Below are 19745 nucleotides of genomic sequence, written 5' to 3'. Positions count from 1 at the left end.
CAGCGATTTTACCGGTGGAATATCGATGTTACGTGTCTTACCTGTTGTACTTGCGATTATGCTGTGGCACTCGCCTGCTCAAGCTCAGTCCCCGATTCAGGATACTGTGATGACGGGGGGAGAGGGCAGTGTTGCGCAGTTCGATCACAATGCTTTCTCGTTGCCACAAGCCAACCAGTCAATGTCCAAACGACTGGATTTCAGCGTTGGCAACAGTTTCTTCCGTAATCCCTGGGTCGCCGCGCCGGCCAGTACTGCTGCACGAGACGGATTGGGCCCGTTGTTCAACACCAACAGTTGTCAGGGCTGTCATATCAAGGATGGACGGGGGCATCCAGGGACGGCCGACACTGATTCAGTCTCACTGTTCTTGCGTCTGGCCATTCCGGCAGATCCCGAGCGCGATGCTCAGACGCTTCTCCAGCATGGTTTTGTACCCGAGCCGGTATACGGCAGCCAGTTGCAAACCGCGGCCATACCCGGGCAGGTGCCAGAAGCCAGGCTGCGGGTTGAGTGGCGCGAGTTTACGCTTGAGCTGGCGGATGGTAGCCGTGTGGCGCTGCGTGAGCCGAGTTATCATATCGACCAGCCAGCCTATGGCCCACTTCATCCGCAGCTGCTGGTTTCGCCGCGGGTGGCGCCAGGCATGATAGGTCTTGGTTTGCTTGCGGCGATTCCCGAAGCAGACCTGCTGGCCGCCGCTGATCCGCAAGACGGCAATGTTGACGGCATATCCGGTCGGGTCAATCGGGTCTGGGACAAGGCAGGCAAAGCGACTGTTGTAGGTCGATTTGGCTGGAAAGCAGCCGAGCCGACCATCATGCAACAGAGCATGGGCGCCTTTGCCGGTGACATGGGGCTGACGTCGTCCTTGGTACCTGCCACGGACTGTACACCCAGTCAGCATTGTGATGCGTTGCCGCATGGCGGTGAGCCCGAGGTCAGTGACCGTATTGCCGACTTCATTGCCTTCTATTCCAGTAGTCTGGCCGTTCCGCAGCGCCGCAACCTGGATAGTCCCGAGGTGCAGGCCGGTGCGCGGCTGTTCAACCAGGCGCAGTGTGCGGCCTGTCATACACCCAGGCATGTTACCGGCGAGGTCAATCAACGCCCGGATCTGAGCAATCAGATTATATGGCCTTACACCGATTTGTTGTTGCATGACATGGGCGAAGGTCTGGCTGACGGTCGTGACGAGTTTCAGGCCGATGGGCGGGAGTGGCGCACACCGCCGCTATGGGGTATTGGCCTGGCGCAACAGGTCAATCCGCAGGCGGGGTTCCTGCACGATGGTCGAGCCCGCACACTGGAAGAAGCGATTCTCTGGCACGCGGGTGAAGCCGAAAACAGCATTGCTTTCTATCGGCAGATGTCAGCCGAACAGCGCCTGGCTTTACTGGCCTTTCTTGAATCGCTTTAGGGGCTCGATATGCGGCGCATCATGGGAATGATTGTCCTTCTGGCTGGCTTGAATGCGGTTTCTGCGTTCGCGGCAGAGTCAGCCCAGGAACTCTGGGCCAGCGCGGCGGCAGACGGTTACCGGTTGCTGCAGAGCGACAGCGCACAGTTGCAGGCCAGCGCATCCGCCTATTGCGACGCCCCGTCAGACGCCCAGCGTGAGCAGCTGGAACGACACTGGCATGACGCCTTTGGTCGTTGGCAGGCCGTTCGTTTTATCGACTTTGGTCCAGTACTGGTCGACAGTCGGGGCTGGCAGTTGCAGTTCTGGCCAGACAACAAGAATCTGGTCGGCAGCCAGACCGAGCGACTGTTGCAACACAGTGGCGATCAACCACCGAGTCTCAACAGTGTGGCTGTGCAGGGCTTTCCAGCGCTGGAGTTCCTGCTTTTTGATCCGCAGTTGCAAATGCGAACGGAGGCGTTGCCATCTGTTGCTAGTTGCTCTGTACTGAAGGCTGTCGCCGGACGGCTTGCGGACAATGCAAACCTGCTGCAGGCCGATTGGCGGGCGTATGCTGAAGGCTACCGAGAGGATCCGGCTGCCGAAGCAAAAATGCTGCTGGCAGCCCTGCATGCGCTGGAGCAACTACGTGACAAGCGTTTGGGGCAACCCATGGGCATGCCAGCAGGTCGCCGTAATGTGTATCAGGCCGAGGCCTGGCGCAGTCAATCGAGTCTGCAGGCAGCCCAGGCCAGTTTGCAGGGTCTGCAGGTGTATTTTCTGCCCGGCCTGGAGGCGCAGTTGCAAGGTGAGACGCAACAGCGTTTGGCGGCTCGCTTTGCCGAGTTGTTGCAATCGGCGCTTGTCCGCTTTGAATCACTGCCTCCGGGCATGGCCGGGGTGCTAGAGGATCAGACGCACTATCTGCAGTTACAACGGCTGTATATCGATATTGATGGTTTGACCCGTCTGCTTGGTGGTGACATTGCCGTCGAGCTTGGGGTTGTAAGGGGCTTCAACGCCTCCGACGGGGATTGAACATGCAGCGCCGTACTTTGCTTGCCTGGACCGCCATGGGGTTGTTGTCGGGTTGCGCTGGCCGAACCGGAGTGACACTTGCCGGTTCGCCGACAGGCCAATTCGGACTGGCCAGTGGCGGCCGTAATGCGTTCGCTGACAACCTGTTGCTCAGCGGCTTGCTCTCTTCCCCCCAGTCGCAGCCGGTTTCCGGGCGCCTGCATGCCGGTGCTCAGCGTCCCGGTGGCGATGAGCTGGTTATGGTCGAACGTCGGCCCGGACGTCGTGCCCTGGTGATTGATCTGCGTAACGGTCAGCTGGTTCAGGTGCTGGAGGCAGGGCCCGGTCTGCACTTTTATGGCCATGCGGTATTCAGTGCCGATGGACGAGAGCTGTATGCAACGGCCAATCACATCGACTCGGGCCAGGGCCGTATTCTGGTCTTTGATGCTGTGCACCGGTATCGGCCGTTGCGGATATTGCCCAGCGGTGGCATGGACCCCCATGAGCTGCGTCTGATGCCGGACAAACAGACCCTGGCCATTGCCCACGGGGGCATTCGAACCCATCCCGACTTTGCCCGTATCAAGCTCAATCTGGCGAGTATGCAACCCAATCTGACGCTGCTTGATCCTGTCACTGGGCAGGTTATCCAGCAACACCGGCCCTCGCACCATCAACTCAGTTGCCATCATCTGGATGTCAGCCCGGACGGTATAGTGATGGTCGGTTATCAGTTCGAGGGCCCGAGCTGGCAGTCTCCACCCCTGATGGGGCGTTTGGATGTCGCCACAGGTCAATTCAGTGAGCCGGTTGTTCCTGAGGTCGAACTGGCGCTGTTGGCCAATTACATTGCCAGTGTGGCGATCAACCCGCTCAGTGGCCTTGCCCTGGTCACGGCACCTAAAGGTAACCAACTGGCACTTTTCGACTACCACGCAGGCCGCTTTGTCGGGCTTTTGCCCTTTCCGGATGGGGGTGGAGCCTTGCCCAGCGCGCGGGGTTTTGTTGTGTCGTCCGGCCTCGGTGGTCTTTATCATGTAATGCCGGACGCGCAGCCAGAACTTCTGGGTGCTGAAGAATTCAGCTGGGACAATCACCTCACAGCTCTTGATTTGCCGGTCTGAGAAAACCGCTTGGCCTGAACGGACAGTGTCGCAATGCCAGGGTAAAGTACGTTCCAGTCGGCGTATTCGCGCGGGTCCGGCTCAGGGGGCGCCGGTATTAATCGCTGTGGTGGACCTGACAGCCGCTGCGGTAACTTCAATCATGTGCACTTCTGAAGCAGCCAGTCCTGCTGTCGTCGCGCGCTCGAGGGCATAACGTGACAATCCATTGACCGGTAGGGCAAAGGCCGTAGGTGCAATACTGCCCAAGGCTGCCAGGGCTTTCTGCAGTCGTATTTGCACCTCGATCAGGGCGGCGCCGTCGCGGGCGATGGGCCGGAAGGCGTCACAAATCATGTCATCAGGCAAAATCGGCGGGACATGCACTGCGGGGTAGTCAATCCTCGGTTCTTGCTGTTCGGTCCAGCACGAGAGCAGGCGCACCAGCCGCCCGATCACACTGATTGCCGTGCCCGGGTCGTTCACCGCGGGTGATAAGGCCCGTGAGGCAATTTCTGACAATACGATCAAGCCGAAACGCGGGTCCTGATCAAAAGAGCGTTCGTTGCCAATGCTGAAGGCCTCGCGCAATGCTTGTTGCTGTTTCTTGTCGGCTGTCCCGCCGCGGGTCCAGAGCATCGGCGCTGCCGGGTGCACAAAACTGCCGGGCAAGGCGGCAACATACAACTCTGCTTTGATGACTTCTGCACAGTTGGCCAGTGCACTGATGTCGATATGCTGAACGTAACCCGTGCAGCTTGCCAGAAGCGGCACGGCATCATCAGGGATGTTGCCGTGCAAGGGATTGCCGTCAAGATAGGGGTGTGCAAGCCGCTGATCGAGTGAATGCGCGGTAGCCTGTTCTACACGGTCGAGGGTGTCGCACATCCGGCCAAAACTCATCAGGTGACTGATCCAGCGCAGCAATGCCAGAACCACCAGGCCCACCACCACCAGGGTAGCCAGGAAAAGAAAAATCTGCCCCGCAGGGTCGTAATAATCCGTACGCAGGGCAATCAGGCCAATCAGGCTGAACAGGAAGGCGCCGAGAAAGGTCGCCAGCACATTCTGTGTTGTTGGATCCTCCTGCAGCAGCGCCGTGGCCCTGGGTGTGGCATTCACGGCTGCGGCAGCAAAGGCCGAAACAGCAATGGACAAAGAAAAGGTGGTAACCGCCAGCATCGAGGACGCCAGTATGCCGAGAATCCTGTCCACGGACAGGCTGCCAAGGTCCTCAGCAAAGCCGTCTGGCAGCCACTGCGCCAGGGTCGGTGCCAGGCCCACGGTCAGAACGCACAGCAGGGCAAAGCTGACCACACGCACCCAGACCTTCTTGAGCGCTTGTCGGACTATCCAGAACGGCTTTGAATCCACCTATGACTCCCTGATAAGAATGCAATCCGGATGCAGATACGTCATCAGGCAAGCTATGTCAGCCTTCCTGTAGTTCAGACTGAACCCATTCGGCCAGTTGCGAGGCCAGATCATCGGCGGCCAATTGGAAAGCACTGACGACAGCGGGTACCTGAACGTCGGCCAGCGTCTGTTCAACCAGAAAGGATTTCGCGGCGATGACCTGGCGAGTACCGGGATTGATCAAGCGTGCGTTAAGCTCAATGGTGGCGCGCGGTATGCCGTCAATGTAATTGACTTGAAACTGCTGAAGGTCGCTGCCCAAATGGACGTTGGCATTTAGACCGTGCTCGTCGGTGCTGATGCGCGACAACGAAAATCGCTGGGCAAAGGCATCAGCCACGTGCTCGCGGACCAAGACAGGAACGGGGTCGGACCAGCGTGCCCCTTTGTATGTACTGAGTTGATTACCTTGAGGATTGACCAGCATGCGGGGGCCGCTCAAGGCCAGACTGGCCTGAGGGGTATTGATCCGCAGTGACGGGATGTCGGCCATGGCGGCATCTGTACTCGGTACCTGACTGTTTGGCAGGCGGTAAATAGTCAGAGACTCAGCCTCCGGGAGGATAGTGCAAGCCGCTAACGCAAGAGCCAGCAGGCCTGCCATGAGAGGTTTGATGCAGAGTGGCAGGCTGTTCACGGTTCAAACTCCTCCATGCTGTCGCGGCCGAGCAAAAACCGCGTCGGGTTGTCTTCAATGCGTCGGGTGATGCTGCGCAGCGCGCTGAGGCTTCCGCGCAGTTCGTTGATGGCCGGTTCCAGCTGACCAAGACCCTGCATACCGCTGGCAAAGGATTCGCTGTTCTCGGTCATCAGTTGTTCAAGTATGCCGCTGGTTCTGGCGATGGATGCCAGAGCCTGCTCGGCACCGTCCAGTGTGCGCGTGCCTTGTTCGTTTAGCAGGCTGTCAGCACTGCCCATCAATGTGCTGGCTTGCTCCATTGCTTCGCCAGCTTCACGACTGACCTTGGTCAGCTCGGCAATCAGTAATTTCAAATCATCACTCTGGCCGGCAATGCTCTGGGTGGCTTGTTCAATCGAGCCCAGGGTGCGGGTCAAACTGTCCGCATTCTCCTCCGAGAGGATGCTGCGGGCACTGGACATCAATTGGTTGATGTTGGTCATCAGATCCTCGCCGTTGGCCAGCAGGGTCGAGATGGGCGAGGGTGAGGCGACAATAATCGGGTCGGCACCGCGCTGACCAACCAGTAGCGGGCTGTTTGGGTCGCCGTGGCTAAGCTCAATCACCGATGTGCCGGTAATGCCGGTGAAGGACAGTCGGGCACGGGTATCCTGTTTGATCGGCACGTTGGCTTCGACCCGGATTCGCGCCAGTACCCGTCGCGGATCTTCAGGGTCCAGACTGAGGCTGACAATCTCACCGATACGGATGCCGCTGTATTGTACCGAGCTACCACGTGACAGGCCGGTTACCGCCTCGTTGAAGACAATGGTGTAATGATTGAATTCGCGGCTGTTGCTGGCATTGCTCAACCAGATGGCAAAAAACACCGCGATACCCGCTGCAATCAGGGTAAAAAGGCCAATCAACACATGATGGGCACGGGTTTCCATTAGCGTATGGACTCCTGTTGTCGGTTGACGGCATCAGCCGCGGCGCGGCCACGTGGGCCGTGGAAGTATTCCTTGATCCAGGCATTGTCCGTGGCGGCCACCCGTTCAAGGGTGTCGGCGATCAGGACCTTTTTTTCCGAAAGCACGGCGATGCGATCACAGATTGCATACAGAGTATCGAGGTCATGGGTGACCAGGAAGACACTCAGGCCGAGAGCGTCGCGCAGGGTCTTGATCAGTTGATCAAAGGCCGCTGCGCCAATGGGATCAAGTCCGGCGGTAGGTTCGTCAAGGAACAGAATATCCGGATCCAGCGCCAGGGCGCGGGCCAGTGCTGCGCGCTTGACCATGCCACCCGACAGCTCGGAGGGCAGTTTATCCCCGGCAGCATGTGGCAGGCCGGCCAGTGCAATTTTCATGCGTGCCAGATGCTCGGCATCACGCCGATTCAGGCCGCTGTGCTCCAGCAAAGGTAAGGCCACGTTTTCCACTACGGTTAGCGATGAGAACAGTGCGCCGCGCTGGAAAAGCACGCCAAAGCGCCTCTCCAGCAGGGATCGGGCTTCATTATCCAGTTGCTGCAAATCCTGGCCGAACACCTTGATGCTACCGGCATTGGGCTGGCGCAATCCAACTATCGAGCGCAGCAAAACAGATTTACCAGTACCCGATCCGCCAACCACCCCGAGAATTTCGCCAGGCTGGATATCCAGATCCAGATCCTGATGAATGGTTTGATTACCAAAGCGATTAACCAGGCCCCGGACCTGAATGGGTGGGCTGCTCTGGTTCTCCGGAAGGGCACTCACCAGCCCATCTCCATATAGAACATAGCCGCCAGGGCGTCGACCAGAATCACCACAAAGATCGACTGAACCACGCTGGACGTAGTGTGTTCGCCCACAGATTCGGCACTGCCACTGACTTTAAGCCCTTCGAGGCAGCCAATGATGGCAATCAGCAGAGCGAAAATCGGCGCCTTGGCCATACCCAGCAGAAAGTGCCGCATCTCGACGTTCTGTTGAAGAATGCTGAGGAACATGGTGGGCGATATATCCAGTGACAAAGCGCAGACCAGCGCCCCGCCGAACAGGCCTGAAAGCATGGCGACCAGGGTCAAAATCGGCAGGGAGATCAGCATCGCCAGCACCCTGGGTAGAACCAGCAACTCGACTGGATTAAGACCCAATGTGCGAATGGCGTCAATTTCCTCGTTGGCTTTCATTGAACCAATCTGTGCAGTAAAGGCACTGGCAGTTCGTCCGGCCATCAGGATAGCTGTCAGTAGTACGGCGAATTCGCGCAAAAAGGAAAAGGCCACCAGGTCAACGGTGTAGATGCTGGCGCCAAAACTGTTCAGTACCGTGGCACCGAGGAACGCGATAACCGCGCCGACCATAAAGGTCAGCAGAGCCACAATAGGCACTGCATTCAGGGCGATTTGCTCAACCTGAGCCACCACAGCCGTTGGTCGCCAGGAACGAGGGCGCAGGAAGTTGCTGAACAGGCTGGCCAGGACCAAACCACTGAATCCCAGCAGGTCGATCAGGTTGCGCCAGAAACGCAGGGTCGCCTGTCCTGTACGGGCCAGCAGTTCAAACAGCAAAAAACCTTCGCTGGGTGGCAGTTCGGCCTCGCGATCCAAAGCACTGGCCACCCGCTGTAAAAGAATACGCCTTTCTGCGGCCAGCGCTTCGGTCGAAGTACAAATCTGTTCGAGTAAAGGAAGCCCGAGTAGCTCGGTTAATAGTTGGGCGCCGGCAGTATCCAGCTGGCCCATCTGGCTGAGGTCAGCCGAATTGATCTTCGGTAGCCGAGCTATCTGTTGCCGCAGGGTCGCATAGTGCAGCAATACCCAGTCGCCTTCGACGATCAGATGATCCGGGCGCTCCTGGGTTAGGCTGAAAAAGCGGGTTTCTGGCGTGGCCGGCATGGCGGGGCTGATTTCCTATCGTGATACCCGCAGTCGGATGACTGCGGGCAAGCTCCATCAGTGCCGCTTGACGCCGTAGCCTTCAGACAGGGTGCCGGGCGTGTCTTCACTTTTAGGCGCGTAGTCCCGCGGTGGTTCCAGACTGTCAAATGCAGGCTCGCCGGCGCCGGAACTTGGGCGGTGGTCCTGTTCCAGAACAGCCAGCAACTGCTGGCGTGTCATTTCATCTGGCGACAGATCCATGGCACCTTGGGTCAGGTGTTGCTGGATATCCTGATAGCTGCGGTTGAGGCGTGAAACCAGATTGGCAGTGGTCTTGAAGTGACTGGAGACCTCCTGCTGGTATTCCTCGAAGCGCAGCTGCAGGTTTTCCAGTTGTGCCTGGGTGCTGCCGGAGATCTGCCCCCCGCTGACACGACGGGCAATCTGAGTCAGTACCACGCCTACTACCACACCCAGAGCCAGGGCTACGGCCACTGCTATCCAGAGGTTTTCACTTGATTCCACCTTGGGTCCCTCTCTCACGTTGATTAGGCGAGTACGCTCAAATTGAGCGTCGCCTTTGCACTAACGGTAACGACATTTGCCGGTCAAGGCTAGTACCCTTGAGCCTTCTCTGGTCAAATTGACAAACTTGCTGCTGCTGCCGGGTTTGACCTTGTGGCTAACAGTTGGCAGCCATTTTCGGCTGGACTGCCAATATTTTCGATCAGCTTTTTACCTATTAATTCAGCCGATCGGAGCCTTAATTGCCTTGAATCAGGATTCAGGGCCTTTTGTCTGAGCCAGATTGCGACGCACTGATTCAGTTCATAGTCACCTAGGATGCCCGTATGCAAACGCCAAACGATCTAGCCCTGACCATTGATGGCCCTGTGGGAGAACTTGAATTGCGGGTCACGGAGATCGTTGCTGCGAGAGCCGTGGCGGTCATCTGTCACCCGCACCCGCTATATGGTGGTTCGCTCGACAACAAGGTGGTGCACACCTTGATGCGTGCCGCGCGTGATAAGGGTGCCACTGTGGTGCGGTTCAATTTTCGTGGGGTGGGTGGAAGCCAGGGCCAGCATGATGATGGCCGAGGTGAGGTCGACGATTGCCTGGCCGCAATAGCCTGGGCCGAGCAGCGCTATGCTTTGCCGGTCTGGTTGATGGGCTTTTCCTTTGGCGGCTATGTGGCCGCCGCCGCTGCCAGGCGCTTGCCAGTCTATCCGCAGCGCCTGGTGTTGGTTGCGCCCTCTGTGGAGCGGTTGCCTTTTGCCGATCTTTTGCCTCTGGGTGGCACATGTGCGGTATGCATGGGTGACGCAGATGATGTGGTTGCGCCAGAGGCGGTGTTTTCCCTGTTGGAGGGTCAGCCGGGTATTGATCTGCGTCGTTTTGCCGATGCCGGACATTTTTTCCATGGTCGGCTGGTTGACTTGAAAAATGTTGTCGAAGAACTGCTGTCAGGCACATGACAAGCGGATTGCCAAGTGCGCAGGTGGCGGGTACAGTACTGCCCCCGTCGATATCCCATGGTATCTCGCTATGACGCCCCTTGCTCGCTATCAAGCTGACCTTCAGCGTCCCGAATTTTTTCACGATCCTGCCCAGGAGCGCGCTGTCAGACATCTTCAGCGACTGTTTGATGAGTTGGTGGCTGTTGAGTCAGCCCACACCGGGTTTTTGGGTAAACTGCTGCGGAAAAAACCGACCAAGCCGATCAAGGGCTTGTATTTCTGGGGTGGTGTCGGGCGCGGCAAAACCTACCTGGTTGATACCTTTTACGATGCACTGCCGTTCGAGCGCAAAATGCGTACGCATTTTCACCGCTTTATGCAGCGTGTGCACCAGGAACTCAAGTCGCTCAAGGGCGAGAAGAACCCCCTGACCCTTATAGCCAAGCGCTTTGCTGACGAGGCGCGGGTGATCTGTTTTGACGAGTTCTTTGTCTCGGATATTACCGATGCGATGATTCTCGGTACTTTGATGGAAGAATTGTTCCGTAATGGGGTGACTCTGGTGGCGACCTCCAATATCGTTCCAGATGGTCTATACAAGGACGGTTTGCAGCGCGCCCGTTTCCTGCCAGCCATCGCGCTGCTGAACAGCTGCACGGATGTTGTCAATGTTGATAACGGCGTGGACTACCGTTTGCGTGCGCTGGAGCAGGCAGAGCTGTACCACTGGCCTCTGGATGCCGGTGCCGATATCAGTCTGCGTGAAAGCTTTGTTAGTCTGGTGCCGGATATGGACGAAGTGGTTGAGGCTGAAGTCCTGACCATTGAGAACCGTCCAATCAAGTCTATCCGCATTTGTGAGGACGTGGCCTGGTTCGAGTTTCGCGAGCTCTGCGACGGACCCCGCAGCCAGAATGACTATATTGGCCTGGCGAAGATCTTCCATGCCGTGCTGATTGCCAATGTCGAGCGGATGGACGCCAGTCGGGATGACATGGCGCGACGCTTTATCAATCTGGTTGATGAGTTCTACGACCGAAACGTAAAGCTGATCCTTTCGGCTGAAGTGGAACTCAAGGATCTGTACAGCGGTGGCCGGCTCAACTTCGAGTTTCAGCGCACCCTGAGCCGCCTGCTGGAAATGCAGAGCCACGAGTTCCTTGCCCGTCCGCACAAGCCCTGATAAAGCTGTTATAGATCAGTTGGGTGTTTGCTGGAACTGGCGTCGATACTGGTTGGGTGACAGCCCGGTGTGCTGTCTGAACAGCCGGGCGAAAAAACTGGCATCGTCATAGCCCACGTCATAACTGATGGTCTTGATACTGCGTCGTGTGGTACTCAGCAGGCCCTTGGCCGTTTCAATCCGCAGGCGTTGCAAATAATGTAGCGGCTTATCCCCGGTAGCTGCGTGGAAGCGCCGCATGAAATTGCGAATGCTCATGCCATGCTGGCTGGCCACATCCTCGAAGCGAAACTTGTCGGCGAAATTCGCCTCCAGCCACTGCTGGATCTGCAGTATCGCCACATCCTGATGCAGCTTCTGTCCACCAAAGCCAATGATCCCAGGCGTGTAGCTGCGCTGGATTTCATACAGGGTGTCGCGGGCGACTGCCTGGGCAACCTGGCTGCCGCACAAGCGATCAATCAGATGGATAGCCAGATCGCAGGCCGAGGTCACACCGGCTGCACAGTACAAGTTGTCGGCATCGGTGATGTGCTTGTCGCGGTTCAAGTTGACCGCCGGGAAGCGCTGGCTGAACTCATCGAAAAAGCGCCAGTAGGTCGTGGCTTCGCGACCATCAAGCAGTCCCGCGGCAGCCATCCAGAACACGCCGCTGGCCGCGGCACTGATCAGCGTGCCACGCCTGTGTTCTGCCTTCAGCCAGGGTACCACGCCTGGGTAGCGATCAATCAACTGATCAAAATCCCCCCAAAAGGCCGGCAGAATAATAAGTTGTGGGCGGACTGCACTCAGCGTGGCATCCGTCGCTATGCGATCCTGACTGAAACTGGTCACCGGCAGATTGTCCGGTGCCACCAGGGCGGTGCGAAATCCCGGTGTCAGCCCCTGGCCGCGCCGTCTTCCGTCGCGCAGGCTGGCCATGTGAAAGAAATCCTTGAACTGCATCAGATTGGAGGCAATCACCCCGTCGGTAGCAAGAATGGCGACCTGGCGCAGAGGTGGGGCAGAGGCGGGTTCGGATGTCATGACGGGTGGCCTGTTATAAGCTGTATTGGCCAGACTATGACTAAAGCATCTTGTGGTGTGGCGCAAGTGTCTTGTTGGGTCTGTCACTTGTGCCTTGATTTGCCCGGCCAGGGGCCGGGCAGAACGGCAGTTCAGGGCGCCGGGTTGGGTTGGCTCTGGTGAATCTCGGCAATCGCCTCGAGAATCGCGTCGGTCAGGCCCATATTGATGCTGCTGAGGTTGCGGTTGAGCTGATCCATATTGGTTGCGCCAATAATGTTACTGGTGACAAAGGGTTGTCGGGTAACAAAGGCCAAGGCCAATTGGGCCGGGTCCATGCCGTGGTCACGAGCCAGTTGGACATAGCGAGCGCAAGCCTTCTGCGCCTGCGGATTGGTATAACGGCTGAAGCGGCTGAACAGCGTCAGACGGCCCTTTTCCGGGCGTAGTCCATTCAGGTATTTACCGGTCAGGGTGCCGAATGCGAGGGGAGAATAAGCCAGCAACCCTACCTGTTCGCGCAGTGACATTTCCGCCATGCCCACTTCGTAGCTGCGATTCAGCAGGTTGTAGGGGTTCTGCACTGAGGCAATGCGCGGCCAGCCATGGGTCTCGGCCAGATGCAGGAAGCGGCTGACGCCCCAGGGTGTTTCATTCGACAGGCCGATATGGCGGATTTTGCCGGCCTTGACCAGCTGGTCAAGCGCCTCAAGGCTATCTTCTATCGGGGTAATCAACTCATCCGGGTTATGGCGATAGCCCAGATGGCCAAAGAAGTTGGTGCTGCGGTCCGGCCAGTGCAACTGATACAGATCTATATAGTCGGTTTGTAGGCGCTTGAGACTGGCATCCACGGCGGCAGTAATGAATTCGCGGGTAAAGCGGGTTTTGCCTTCCCGGATGTGTGGCAGCCATTCACCTGGCCCAGCTATTTTACTGGCAATAATCCATTTATCGCGGTTGCCGCGTTCACTCAGGTAGTTGCCAATGATGCTTTCGGTCGCCCCGACAGTCTCGCCACGTGGCGGAACGGGATACATTTCTGCAGTATCAATGAAGTTCACCCCGGCATCCCGGGCCCGATCAATCTGGGCAAACGCTTCTTTCTGCGAGTTTTGCTCGCCCCAGGTCATGCTGCCAAGGCAAAGTGCGCTTACTTTCAGCTTGCTGCGGCCTAGCGGACGGTATTGCATGTATGGCTCCCAATGAATGGTAACGAGTGAGTCAGTATTGACCATAGGCTGACGGAATGTCGCCCTGCTTGTAAATAAGGGTTGTAATTTTCATCTCCCTTGGCATAATGCCCGTCACTTTCGACAGGATGCCTAGCCTGTCGTTGTTGTTTACAGCGCAGATGCCACCCAGACCCACGCAGCCCCCACTGAGTGTCTGTTCTAGGCTTTGTTGTCTTGTAAAAACACATTTCATTCTGTAAGATTCGCCGTCTTCTTATTAGAGCGGCCTCTGAGGCTAGGATTAATGAAAACCTTCAGCGCAAAACCTGAAACCGTAAAACGTGATTGGTACATCGTAGACGCCACTGGCCTGACTTTGGGTCGCCTGGCGACTGAAGTGGCCACTCGCCTGCGTGGCAAGCACAAGCCCGAATACACCCCCCACGTGGATACTGGTGACTACATTGTCATCATTAATGCCGAAAAGGTTCACGTTACCGGTAACAAGGCGCAGAACAAGATCTACTACAGCCACTCCGGTTTTCCGGGCGGTATCAAGTCGATCAACTTCGAAAAGCTTATCGTTCGCGCTCCCGAGCGTGTTATCGAGTCTGCCGTCAAGGGCATGCTGCCAAAGAATCCCTTGGGTCGTGCAATGTACCGCAAGATGAAAGTGTACAAAGGTGCAGTTCATCCCCATGCGGCTCAGCAACCCCAAGAACTGAAGATCTAAGGAGCATACTATGTCGGCGACACAAAACTACGGTACTGGCCGTCGTAAAACTGCCACCGCTCGCGTGTTCCTGCGTCCGGGCACTGGCAGTATCCAGATCAACAACCGCACCATCGAAAACTTTTTCGGTCGTGAAACCGCTCGCATGGTCGTCCGTCAGCCTCTAGAGCTGACTGATACCGTGAGCAAGTTCGACGTCTTTGTTACCGTCAAGGGCGGTGGTACTACCGGTCAGGCCGGTGCCATTCGTCACGGTATCACCCGTGCGTTGATGGAGTATGACGAAACCCTGCGTGGCGCTCTGCGCAAGGCCGGTTTTGTTACCCGTGACGCCCGTGAAGTTGAACGTAAGAAAGTGGGTCTGCGCAAGGCGCGTAAGCGTCCTCAGTACTCCAAGCGTTAATACGTTTTACGACTCGCGAGAACGCCCGGCTTCCATCAGGATGCTGGGCGTTTTTGTATCTGCGGCATTATGCCGCTCGCTGCCTGGATTCTCGTCAAGCCTCGGATTTTCAAGCCTTTGAGCAATGGCTCTGTTGTTATTGCTCGATAAGTTGCCTTGTCAAAAATGGGGTTTTTCATTACCATCGGATTCATTTTGTGCATGCGGATTAAAACTCTTAAAAGGGCCGTTAAAAGGCCCGACTTTGCTGATGGGAGACGACTGGATGAGTAATGACGGCGTAAATAACGGCCGGCGTCGCTTCCTGGTGGCAGCCACAAGTGTTGTGGGTGCAGCCGGAGCCGTAGGGGTGGCAGTACCCTTCTTGGGGTCATGGGTCCCGAGTGCCAGGGCCAAGGCCGCTGGCGCGCCTGTAAGGGTCAATGTCAGTAAGCTGGAACCTGGCCAGCAGGTCGTTGCCGAATGGCGCGGTCAGCCGGTGTTTGTCTCCCGCCGTACGGAAGAAGCTATGGCCATTCTGGCTGAAATGGATGCAGTGCTTGCTGATCCTGAGTCAAAATCTTCTGTGCAGCCGAGCTATGTCGACCCGCGGACTCGTTCAATTCGCGGTGACGTGCTGGTAGTGGTAGGTATTTGTACCCACCTGGGATGCTCGCCTACTTTCCGTCCCGAAGTCGCTCCGACAGATTTAGGCGCTGACTGGAAGGGCGGTTACTTCTGTCCCTGTCACAGTTCCCGTTACGACATGTCCGGTCGAGTATTCCGTGGCCAGCCTGCGCCGCTAAACTTGCCGGTTCCCCCCCATTCCTATGAGTCCGACGATGTCATCATCATCGGCGTGGATCAGGAGACTGCCTGATGAGCAAGCTGAATGCCTGGATCAATGAGCGCATGTCGGTCAACAAGGTGGTCGAAGACCATCTGACCAAATACTACGCGCCCAAGAACTTCAACTTTTTCTATTTTTTTGGCTCCCTGGCCATGCTGGTCCTGGTGAATCAGATCGTAACCGGTATCTGGTTGACCATGAGCTACGAGCCCTCGGGTGATGGCGCCTTTGCTTCCATTGAATACATCATGCGTGATGTTGAATATGGTTGGCTGCTGCGTTACATGCACTCCACCGGCGCTTCTGCATTTTTCGTGGTGATCTATCTGCACATGCTGCGCGGCATCATGTACGGTTCTTACCAGAAGCCACGCGAGCTGATCTGGCTTTTCGGTATGACCATCTATCTGGTGTTGATGGCTGAGGCCTTCATGGGTTACCTGCTGCCCTGGGGTCAAATGTCCTATTGGGGTGCTCAGGTCATCATCTCGCTGTTTGGTGCCATACCCTTCGTCGGGCCTGACCTGCAGCAGTGGATTCGCGGCGACTACCTGATTTCCGGTATCACCCTGAACCGCTTCTTCGCCCTGCACGTGATTGCACTGCCGATCGTTTTGTTGGGTTTGGTGGTGTTGCACATCATCGCCCTGCATGAAGTGGGTTCAAACAATCCGGACGGTATCGATATCAAGAAGCACAAGGATGAGAATGGTAAGCCGCTCGATGGCATTGCTTTCCATCCCTATTACACGGTCAAGGATATTGTCGGCGTTGTAGTCTTCCTGTTTGTGTTCTGTATCGTGGTGTTCTTCTTCCCGGAAATGGGTGGTTATTTCCTTGAGAAGCCCAACTTCGAGATTGCCAATCAGTTCAAGACGCCTGATCACATTGCACCGGTGTGGTATTTCACGCCTTTCTACGCAATCCTGCGCGCAGTTCCGGCCATTGGCGGCTCGGCCTTCCCTGGTGTAGTAGCCATGGGTGCAGCCATCGCGGTGCTCTTTGTGCTGCCCTGGCTCGATCGCAGTCCGGTGCGCTCGATTCGCTACAAAGGTTGGATGAGCAAGTTGGCATTGGTGATCTTCTGTATCTCCTTCGTCATTCTGGGCATTCTGGGCGCCATTCCAGGTACCGATACCCGTACGCTGATCTCACAGATTTGTACTGTCCTGTATTTTGCCTTCTTCATACTCATGCCGTTTTACACCCGCATGGAGAAGACTAAACCCGTTCCGGAGAGGGTTACTGGCTAATGAAAAAGCAATTTCTAGCGTTGATAGTTGCACTGGTTCCCTGCATGGCTATGGCGGCAGGGCCTACCGTACCTCTTGACGAGGCCAATATTGATTTGCGGGACAAGGCTGCATTGCAGGATGGGGCTCGTACATTCGCCAATTACTGCATGGGTTGCCATTCGGCTCAGTACCAGCGTTACGAGCGTGTGGCGACGGACCTGGGTATTCCGGAAGAACTGATGATGGAAAACCTGGTCTTTACTGAAGGTGCCAATTTCGGTGACCACATGCGCATCGGTATGCGTCAGGAAGACTCCAAGGTGTGGTTTGGTGCCGCGCCACCGGATTTGACCAACGTAGCCCGTGTTCGCGGTGCTGACTGGTTGTACACCTATATGAGGACCTTCTATGAAGATCCTTCACGGCCCTACGGCGTCAACAACAAGGTGTTTGCCAACGTTGGTATGCCTAACGTGTTGATGGACCTTCAAGGTCGCCAGGTGGTTGGTTGCAAGGCTATGCCAGTGGTAGAAGATGGCAGCGTTCAGCGCGACCCGCTGTCGGGTGAGACCATCAAGGCAGAGCGTTGTGATGTGCTCACCGTGGTGCCGGGCACCGGCAGCCAGACCGAAGAAGAGTTTGATACTACAGTACGCAATCTGGTGACCTTTCTTGCCTATTCTGCGGACCCAATCAAGCTCGAGCGTCATCGTATCGGCACCTATGTGCTGCTGTATCTGGCGTTCCTTTTCGTGTTTGCCTATCTACTGAAGCGCGAATACTGGAAAGATATTCACTAAGTCGGCTTTTTTCCGCTTCAATTGCGCGCCCTTTGGGGCGCGCTCTTGTTTCTGGGGTATAATGCGCGCTTATTGAGAAGGCAGATCGTCGTTCGTTGCAGGCTATCTGTATCCACGCAGTCGCGTGTTCTGTTGTTTACCGCAATCCGCTACAGGATGAGGGTTGATTTATGGGCGTTACTGCCAACAAGCGTTCCTCCATGGCTTTTTTTTCCGATCCGCGTGACCATTACTGTCATCGCGTGCGCATCGTCCTGGCCGAGAAGGGGGTGACAGTTGATGTCATCAACGTCGAGCCTGGGAATCATCCGGAGGAGTTGGCTGAAAATAACCCCTACAACAGCGTTCCGACGCTGCTCGATCGTGATCTGGTGTTGTATGAGCCGAACATCATGATGGAGTATCTGGATGAGCGCTTCCCGCATCCGCCACTGTTGCCGGTCTACCCTGTTGCTCGGGCCAATACCCGTTTGCTGATGTTTCGCGTACAGCGCGATTGGTGCGGCCTGGTGGATGCGATCCTGCATCCCAAGACGCCAGCAGCTGCTGCGACCAAGGCGCGCAAGGAATTGCGTGAAAGCCTGATTGGTGTTGCGCCGGTCTTTGCTGAAATGCCTTACTTCATGAGTGAGGAATTCAGTCTGGTTGACTGCTGTATTGCGCCTATTCTCTGGCGTTTGCCATTGCTCGGGGTTGAGTTGCCCAAGCAGGCCAAGCCGCTGCAGGATTACATGGATCGTATTTTCCAGCGCGAGGGCTTTCTGGGTAGTTTGTCCGCGGCTGAAAAGGAAATGCAGTAAGCTATCAATAGGAGGTCCGTATGGCTCAGATGAGCTCAAGCCGACCCTATCTGGTCCGTGCTTTGTATGAGTGGATTCTCGACAACGACTGCACACCCTATGTGCTGGTCAATGCCCATTATCCCAATACCAGCGTACCGGAGTCCTTTGTCGAAGCTGGTCAGATTGTGCTGAATCTGGCACCCAGCGCGATACGGCATCTGGAAATGGACAACGACAAGATCTGTTTTGATGGCCGTTTCGGCGGGGTTGCGCAGCAGGTGTGGATACCTGCGCAGGCGATAATGGCCATTTATGCCCGCGAGAATGGCCAAGGTATGGTATTTGAAGTTGATCCTGCACCTGCTCCGCCACCACCAGAGAAGGACAACAAACTTGCCGATTCAGATAAGTCGGACAAGAAGCCCGCCAGACCGGCATTGAAGGTCGTTAAGTAAGGCAAATTGGAAACTTCAAGCTTCAAGCTTCAAGCTTCAAGCTTCTACAGCCAAGCCTGAAGCAGAACGCGTGTCTGCTTCAGGCGCGCTTTTCAGTCGATATATTCGAACAGTTTAACGATCCGTTGCACGCCACCCACATTCTGTACCGCCTGCACTGCCAGGTCGGCTTCAGCACGGGTGACCAGCCCCATCAGATAGACGACACCTGCCTCGGTAACGACCTTGATTCTGCGACCAGGGATGCTGCTGTCAGCGAGCAGACGCGTTTTCGCACTTGAGGTGATCAATACATCACTATTACGTGCCAGCAGCGGCAGGTTGGCACCGATTGTAAGCTCATTGTGGACCACCTTGACGCGCTGAACTTGCCGAGCTTCCTGCTCAGCCAGAGACTTGAGTTCGGCGCGCGGGACCTGACCGGTCAACAGGACAACCCCATTGAAGCTGGTTACATGAACGCGCGCTTCACGTTCCAGATCAATATGTGCTTTGGCGACATTGACGTTGATTCGGGTTTCTATCAGCTGATCATCAATAGTGCTGCCAAATGTCCGGGTTCCGGGATTGCCTTCCAGCGGCGCATCGCGGGTAGCCTTGAGAACCGTACTGCAGCCACTAAGCAGACTAAGGATCAGAAGAGCAGGCAAGAGTCTCATTCGTCACTCCCGAATAGCTGGCGGTCGATCAGGTCGCAGAGACAGTGAATGGCCAGCAAATGAACTTCCTGGATGCGTGCAGTGGAGCGTGCAGGAACTCGAATTTCAGCATCCTCAGGCAGAAGCAGGGAGGCCATGGCACCACCATCACGGCCCGTCAGCGCAACAACCAGCATATCGCGGTCATGGGCAGCCTGGATGGCTTGCAGTACGTTACCTGAATTGCCACTGGTTGAGATTGCCAGCAATACGTCACCAGGTTGCCCCAGTGCACGGATCTGTTTGGAGAAGATTTCCTCGTAACTGTAATCATTGGCAATCGAGGTGATGGTAGAGCTGTCTGTAGTCAGGGCCAGGGCGGGCAGACTGGGCCGTTCACGCTCGAAACGGTTCAACAATTCAGAGGAGAAATGCTGGGCGTCACCGGCTGAGCCACCGTTGCCGCAGGTCAGAATCTTGCCTTCGTTGAGCAGGCAATTGACCATCAGCTGACTGGCTTGCTCAATGCTCGGGCCGAGCACATCCATGGCGCGGGTCTTGGTTTCGATACTGTCGGTAAACAGTTGCCTGATACGGTGTTGCATATCCATAGGGATTT

Annotated in this window: 22 protein-coding genes; 12 read left to right on the top strand and 10 right to left on the bottom strand. The window is 56.4% G+C overall.

Annotated features, from left to right (window positions below; genetic code table 11):
• The first annotated feature begins 58 nt into the window (after window positions 1-58).
• The 3 genes from AC27HQ_RS00710 to AC27HQ_RS00700 are packed head-to-tail and all read left to right on the top strand — an operon-like array spanning window position 59 to window position 3546.
• A complete protein-coding gene (locus tag AC27HQ_RS00710) occupies window positions 59-1420 on the top strand; it encodes a di-heme oxidoreductase family protein (RefSeq protein WP_487154184.1) in 1362 nt (453 codons plus the stop codon).
• 9 nt (window positions 1421-1429) lie between these two features.
• Window positions 1430-2440, top strand: a complete 1011-nt coding sequence (locus tag AC27HQ_RS00705) for an imelysin family protein (RefSeq protein ID WP_487153896.1) — start codon at window positions 1430-1432, stop codon at window positions 2438-2440.
• 2 nt (window positions 2441-2442) lie between these two features.
• On the top strand, window positions 2443-3546 hold the full coding sequence (locus tag AC27HQ_RS00700; RefSeq protein ID WP_487153895.1) for a DUF1513 domain-containing protein: 1104 nt from the start codon (window positions 2443-2445) through the stop codon (window positions 3544-3546).
• Window positions 3547-3627: 81 nt separating this feature from the next.
• Here AC27HQ_RS00700 and AC27HQ_RS00695 read toward each other — a convergent pair whose 3' ends face one another.
• From AC27HQ_RS00695 to AC27HQ_RS00670, 6 genes are read right to left on the bottom strand one after another with little or no spacing between them, the layout of a single operon-like run.
• Window positions 3628-4899 carry a DUF2254 domain-containing protein gene (locus AC27HQ_RS00695; RefSeq protein WP_487153894.1) on the bottom strand — a complete coding sequence of 424 codons (1272 nt, stop codon included), beginning with the start codon at window positions 4897-4899 and terminating at the stop codon, window positions 3628-3630.
• Window positions 4900-4957: 58 nt separating this feature from the next.
• Entirely contained in the window at window positions 4958-5578 is a 621-nt protein-coding gene (locus AC27HQ_RS00690; protein ID WP_487153893.1) for an ABC-type transport auxiliary lipoprotein family protein, read from the bottom strand.
• Entirely contained in the window at window positions 5575-6513 is a 939-nt protein-coding gene (locus AC27HQ_RS00685; RefSeq protein WP_487153892.1) for an MlaD family protein, read from the bottom strand. The genes AC27HQ_RS00690 and AC27HQ_RS00685 overlap by 4 nt, the downstream gene beginning before the upstream one ends.
• Window positions 6513-7286 carry an ABC transporter ATP-binding protein gene (locus tag AC27HQ_RS00680; protein WP_487154183.1) on the bottom strand — a complete coding sequence of 258 codons (774 nt, stop codon included), beginning with the start codon at window positions 7284-7286 and terminating at the stop codon, window positions 6513-6515. The genes AC27HQ_RS00685 and AC27HQ_RS00680 overlap by 1 nt, the downstream gene beginning before the upstream one ends.
• A gap of 32 nt (window positions 7287-7318) precedes the next feature.
• The gene (locus AC27HQ_RS00675) at window positions 7319-8446 is read right to left on the bottom strand and encodes an MlaE family ABC transporter permease (protein ID WP_487153891.1); all 1128 of its coding nucleotides are present in this window, start codon (window positions 8444-8446) and stop codon (window positions 7319-7321) included.
• A 57-nt stretch (window positions 8447-8503) separates the two neighbouring features.
• A complete protein-coding gene (locus AC27HQ_RS00670; RefSeq protein WP_487153890.1) occupies window positions 8504-8953 on the bottom strand; it encodes a Z-ring associated ZapG family protein in 450 nt (149 codons plus the stop codon).
• Between the two features lie 326 nt (window positions 8954-9279).
• Between AC27HQ_RS00670 and AC27HQ_RS00665 the strand changes: the two genes are divergently transcribed.
• Window positions 9280-9906: an alpha/beta hydrolase gene (locus tag AC27HQ_RS00665; protein ID WP_487153889.1), complete on the top strand. Its 627-nt coding sequence runs from the start codon at window positions 9280-9282 to the stop codon at window positions 9904-9906.
• A 70-nt stretch (window positions 9907-9976) separates the two neighbouring features.
• A complete protein-coding gene (gene zapE, locus AC27HQ_RS00660) occupies window positions 9977-11071 on the top strand; it encodes a cell division protein ZapE (RefSeq protein WP_487153888.1) in 1095 nt (364 codons plus the stop codon).
• A gap of 15 nt (window positions 11072-11086) precedes the next feature.
• On the opposite strand, the gene AC27HQ_RS00655 is transcribed toward zapE, so the two are convergent.
• On the bottom strand, window positions 11087-12097 hold the full coding sequence (locus tag AC27HQ_RS00655; protein ID WP_487153887.1) for a GlxA family transcriptional regulator: 1011 nt from the start codon (window positions 12095-12097) through the stop codon (window positions 11087-11089).
• A gap of 131 nt (window positions 12098-12228) precedes the next feature.
• A complete protein-coding gene (locus tag AC27HQ_RS00650; protein WP_487153886.1) occupies window positions 12229-13269 on the bottom strand; it encodes an NADP(H)-dependent aldo-keto reductase in 1041 nt (346 codons plus the stop codon).
• Between the two features lie 286 nt (window positions 13270-13555).
• On the opposite strand from AC27HQ_RS00650, the gene rplM reads away from it, so the two are divergent.
• From rplM to AC27HQ_RS00615, 7 genes are all read left to right on the top strand, one after another.
• A complete protein-coding gene (gene rplM, locus AC27HQ_RS00645) occupies window positions 13556-13984 on the top strand; it encodes a 50S ribosomal protein L13 (RefSeq protein WP_487153885.1) in 429 nt (142 codons plus the stop codon).
• 10 nt (window positions 13985-13994) lie between these two features.
• The gene (gene rpsI, locus AC27HQ_RS00640; protein ID WP_487153884.1) at window positions 13995-14387 is read left to right on the top strand and encodes a 30S ribosomal protein S9; all 393 of its coding nucleotides are present in this window, start codon (window positions 13995-13997) and stop codon (window positions 14385-14387) included.
• A gap of 265 nt (window positions 14388-14652) precedes the next feature.
• Window positions 14653-15246 (top strand): ubiquinol-cytochrome c reductase iron-sulfur subunit, encoded by a 594-nt coding sequence (petA, locus tag AC27HQ_RS00635; protein ID WP_487153883.1) that lies wholly within the window; start codon window positions 14653-14655, stop codon window positions 15244-15246.
• Entirely contained in the window at window positions 15246-16469 is a 1224-nt protein-coding gene (locus AC27HQ_RS00630) for a cytochrome b (protein WP_487153882.1), read from the top strand. The genes petA and AC27HQ_RS00630 overlap by 1 nt, the downstream gene beginning before the upstream one ends.
• The gene (locus AC27HQ_RS00625) at window positions 16469-17251 is read left to right on the top strand and encodes a cytochrome c1 (protein WP_487153881.1); all 783 of its coding nucleotides are present in this window, start codon (window positions 16469-16471) and stop codon (window positions 17249-17251) included. The genes AC27HQ_RS00630 and AC27HQ_RS00625 overlap by 1 nt, the downstream gene beginning before the upstream one ends.
• A 170-nt stretch (window positions 17252-17421) precedes the next feature.
• Entirely contained in the window at window positions 17422-18051 is a 630-nt protein-coding gene (locus AC27HQ_RS00620) for a glutathione S-transferase N-terminal domain-containing protein (protein WP_487153880.1), read from the top strand.
• Between the two features lie 29 nt (window positions 18052-18080).
• Window positions 18081-18488, top strand: coding sequence for a ClpXP protease specificity-enhancing factor (locus AC27HQ_RS00615; protein ID WP_487154182.1), 408 nt, complete (start codon window positions 18081-18083; stop codon window positions 18486-18488).
• Window positions 18489-18580: 92 nt separating this feature from the next.
• Here the strand turns inward: AC27HQ_RS00615 and AC27HQ_RS00610 are convergent, their stop codons facing one another.
• A complete protein-coding gene (locus tag AC27HQ_RS00610; RefSeq protein ID WP_487153879.1) occupies window positions 18581-19147 on the bottom strand; it encodes a BON domain-containing protein in 567 nt (188 codons plus the stop codon).
• Window positions 19144-19737, bottom strand: a complete 594-nt coding sequence (locus AC27HQ_RS00605) for a phosphoheptose isomerase (RefSeq protein ID WP_487153878.1) — start codon at window positions 19735-19737, stop codon at window positions 19144-19146. The genes AC27HQ_RS00610 and AC27HQ_RS00605 overlap by 4 nt, the downstream gene beginning before the upstream one ends.
• Between the last annotated feature and the right edge of the window lie 8 nt (window positions 19738-19745).

Source organism: Halopseudomonas sp. 4NH20-0008 (genome assembly GCF_057548395.1).
The sequence above is the reverse complement of the archived record's forward strand: the minus strand, read 5'-3'. Positions and strand labels throughout refer to the sequence as shown.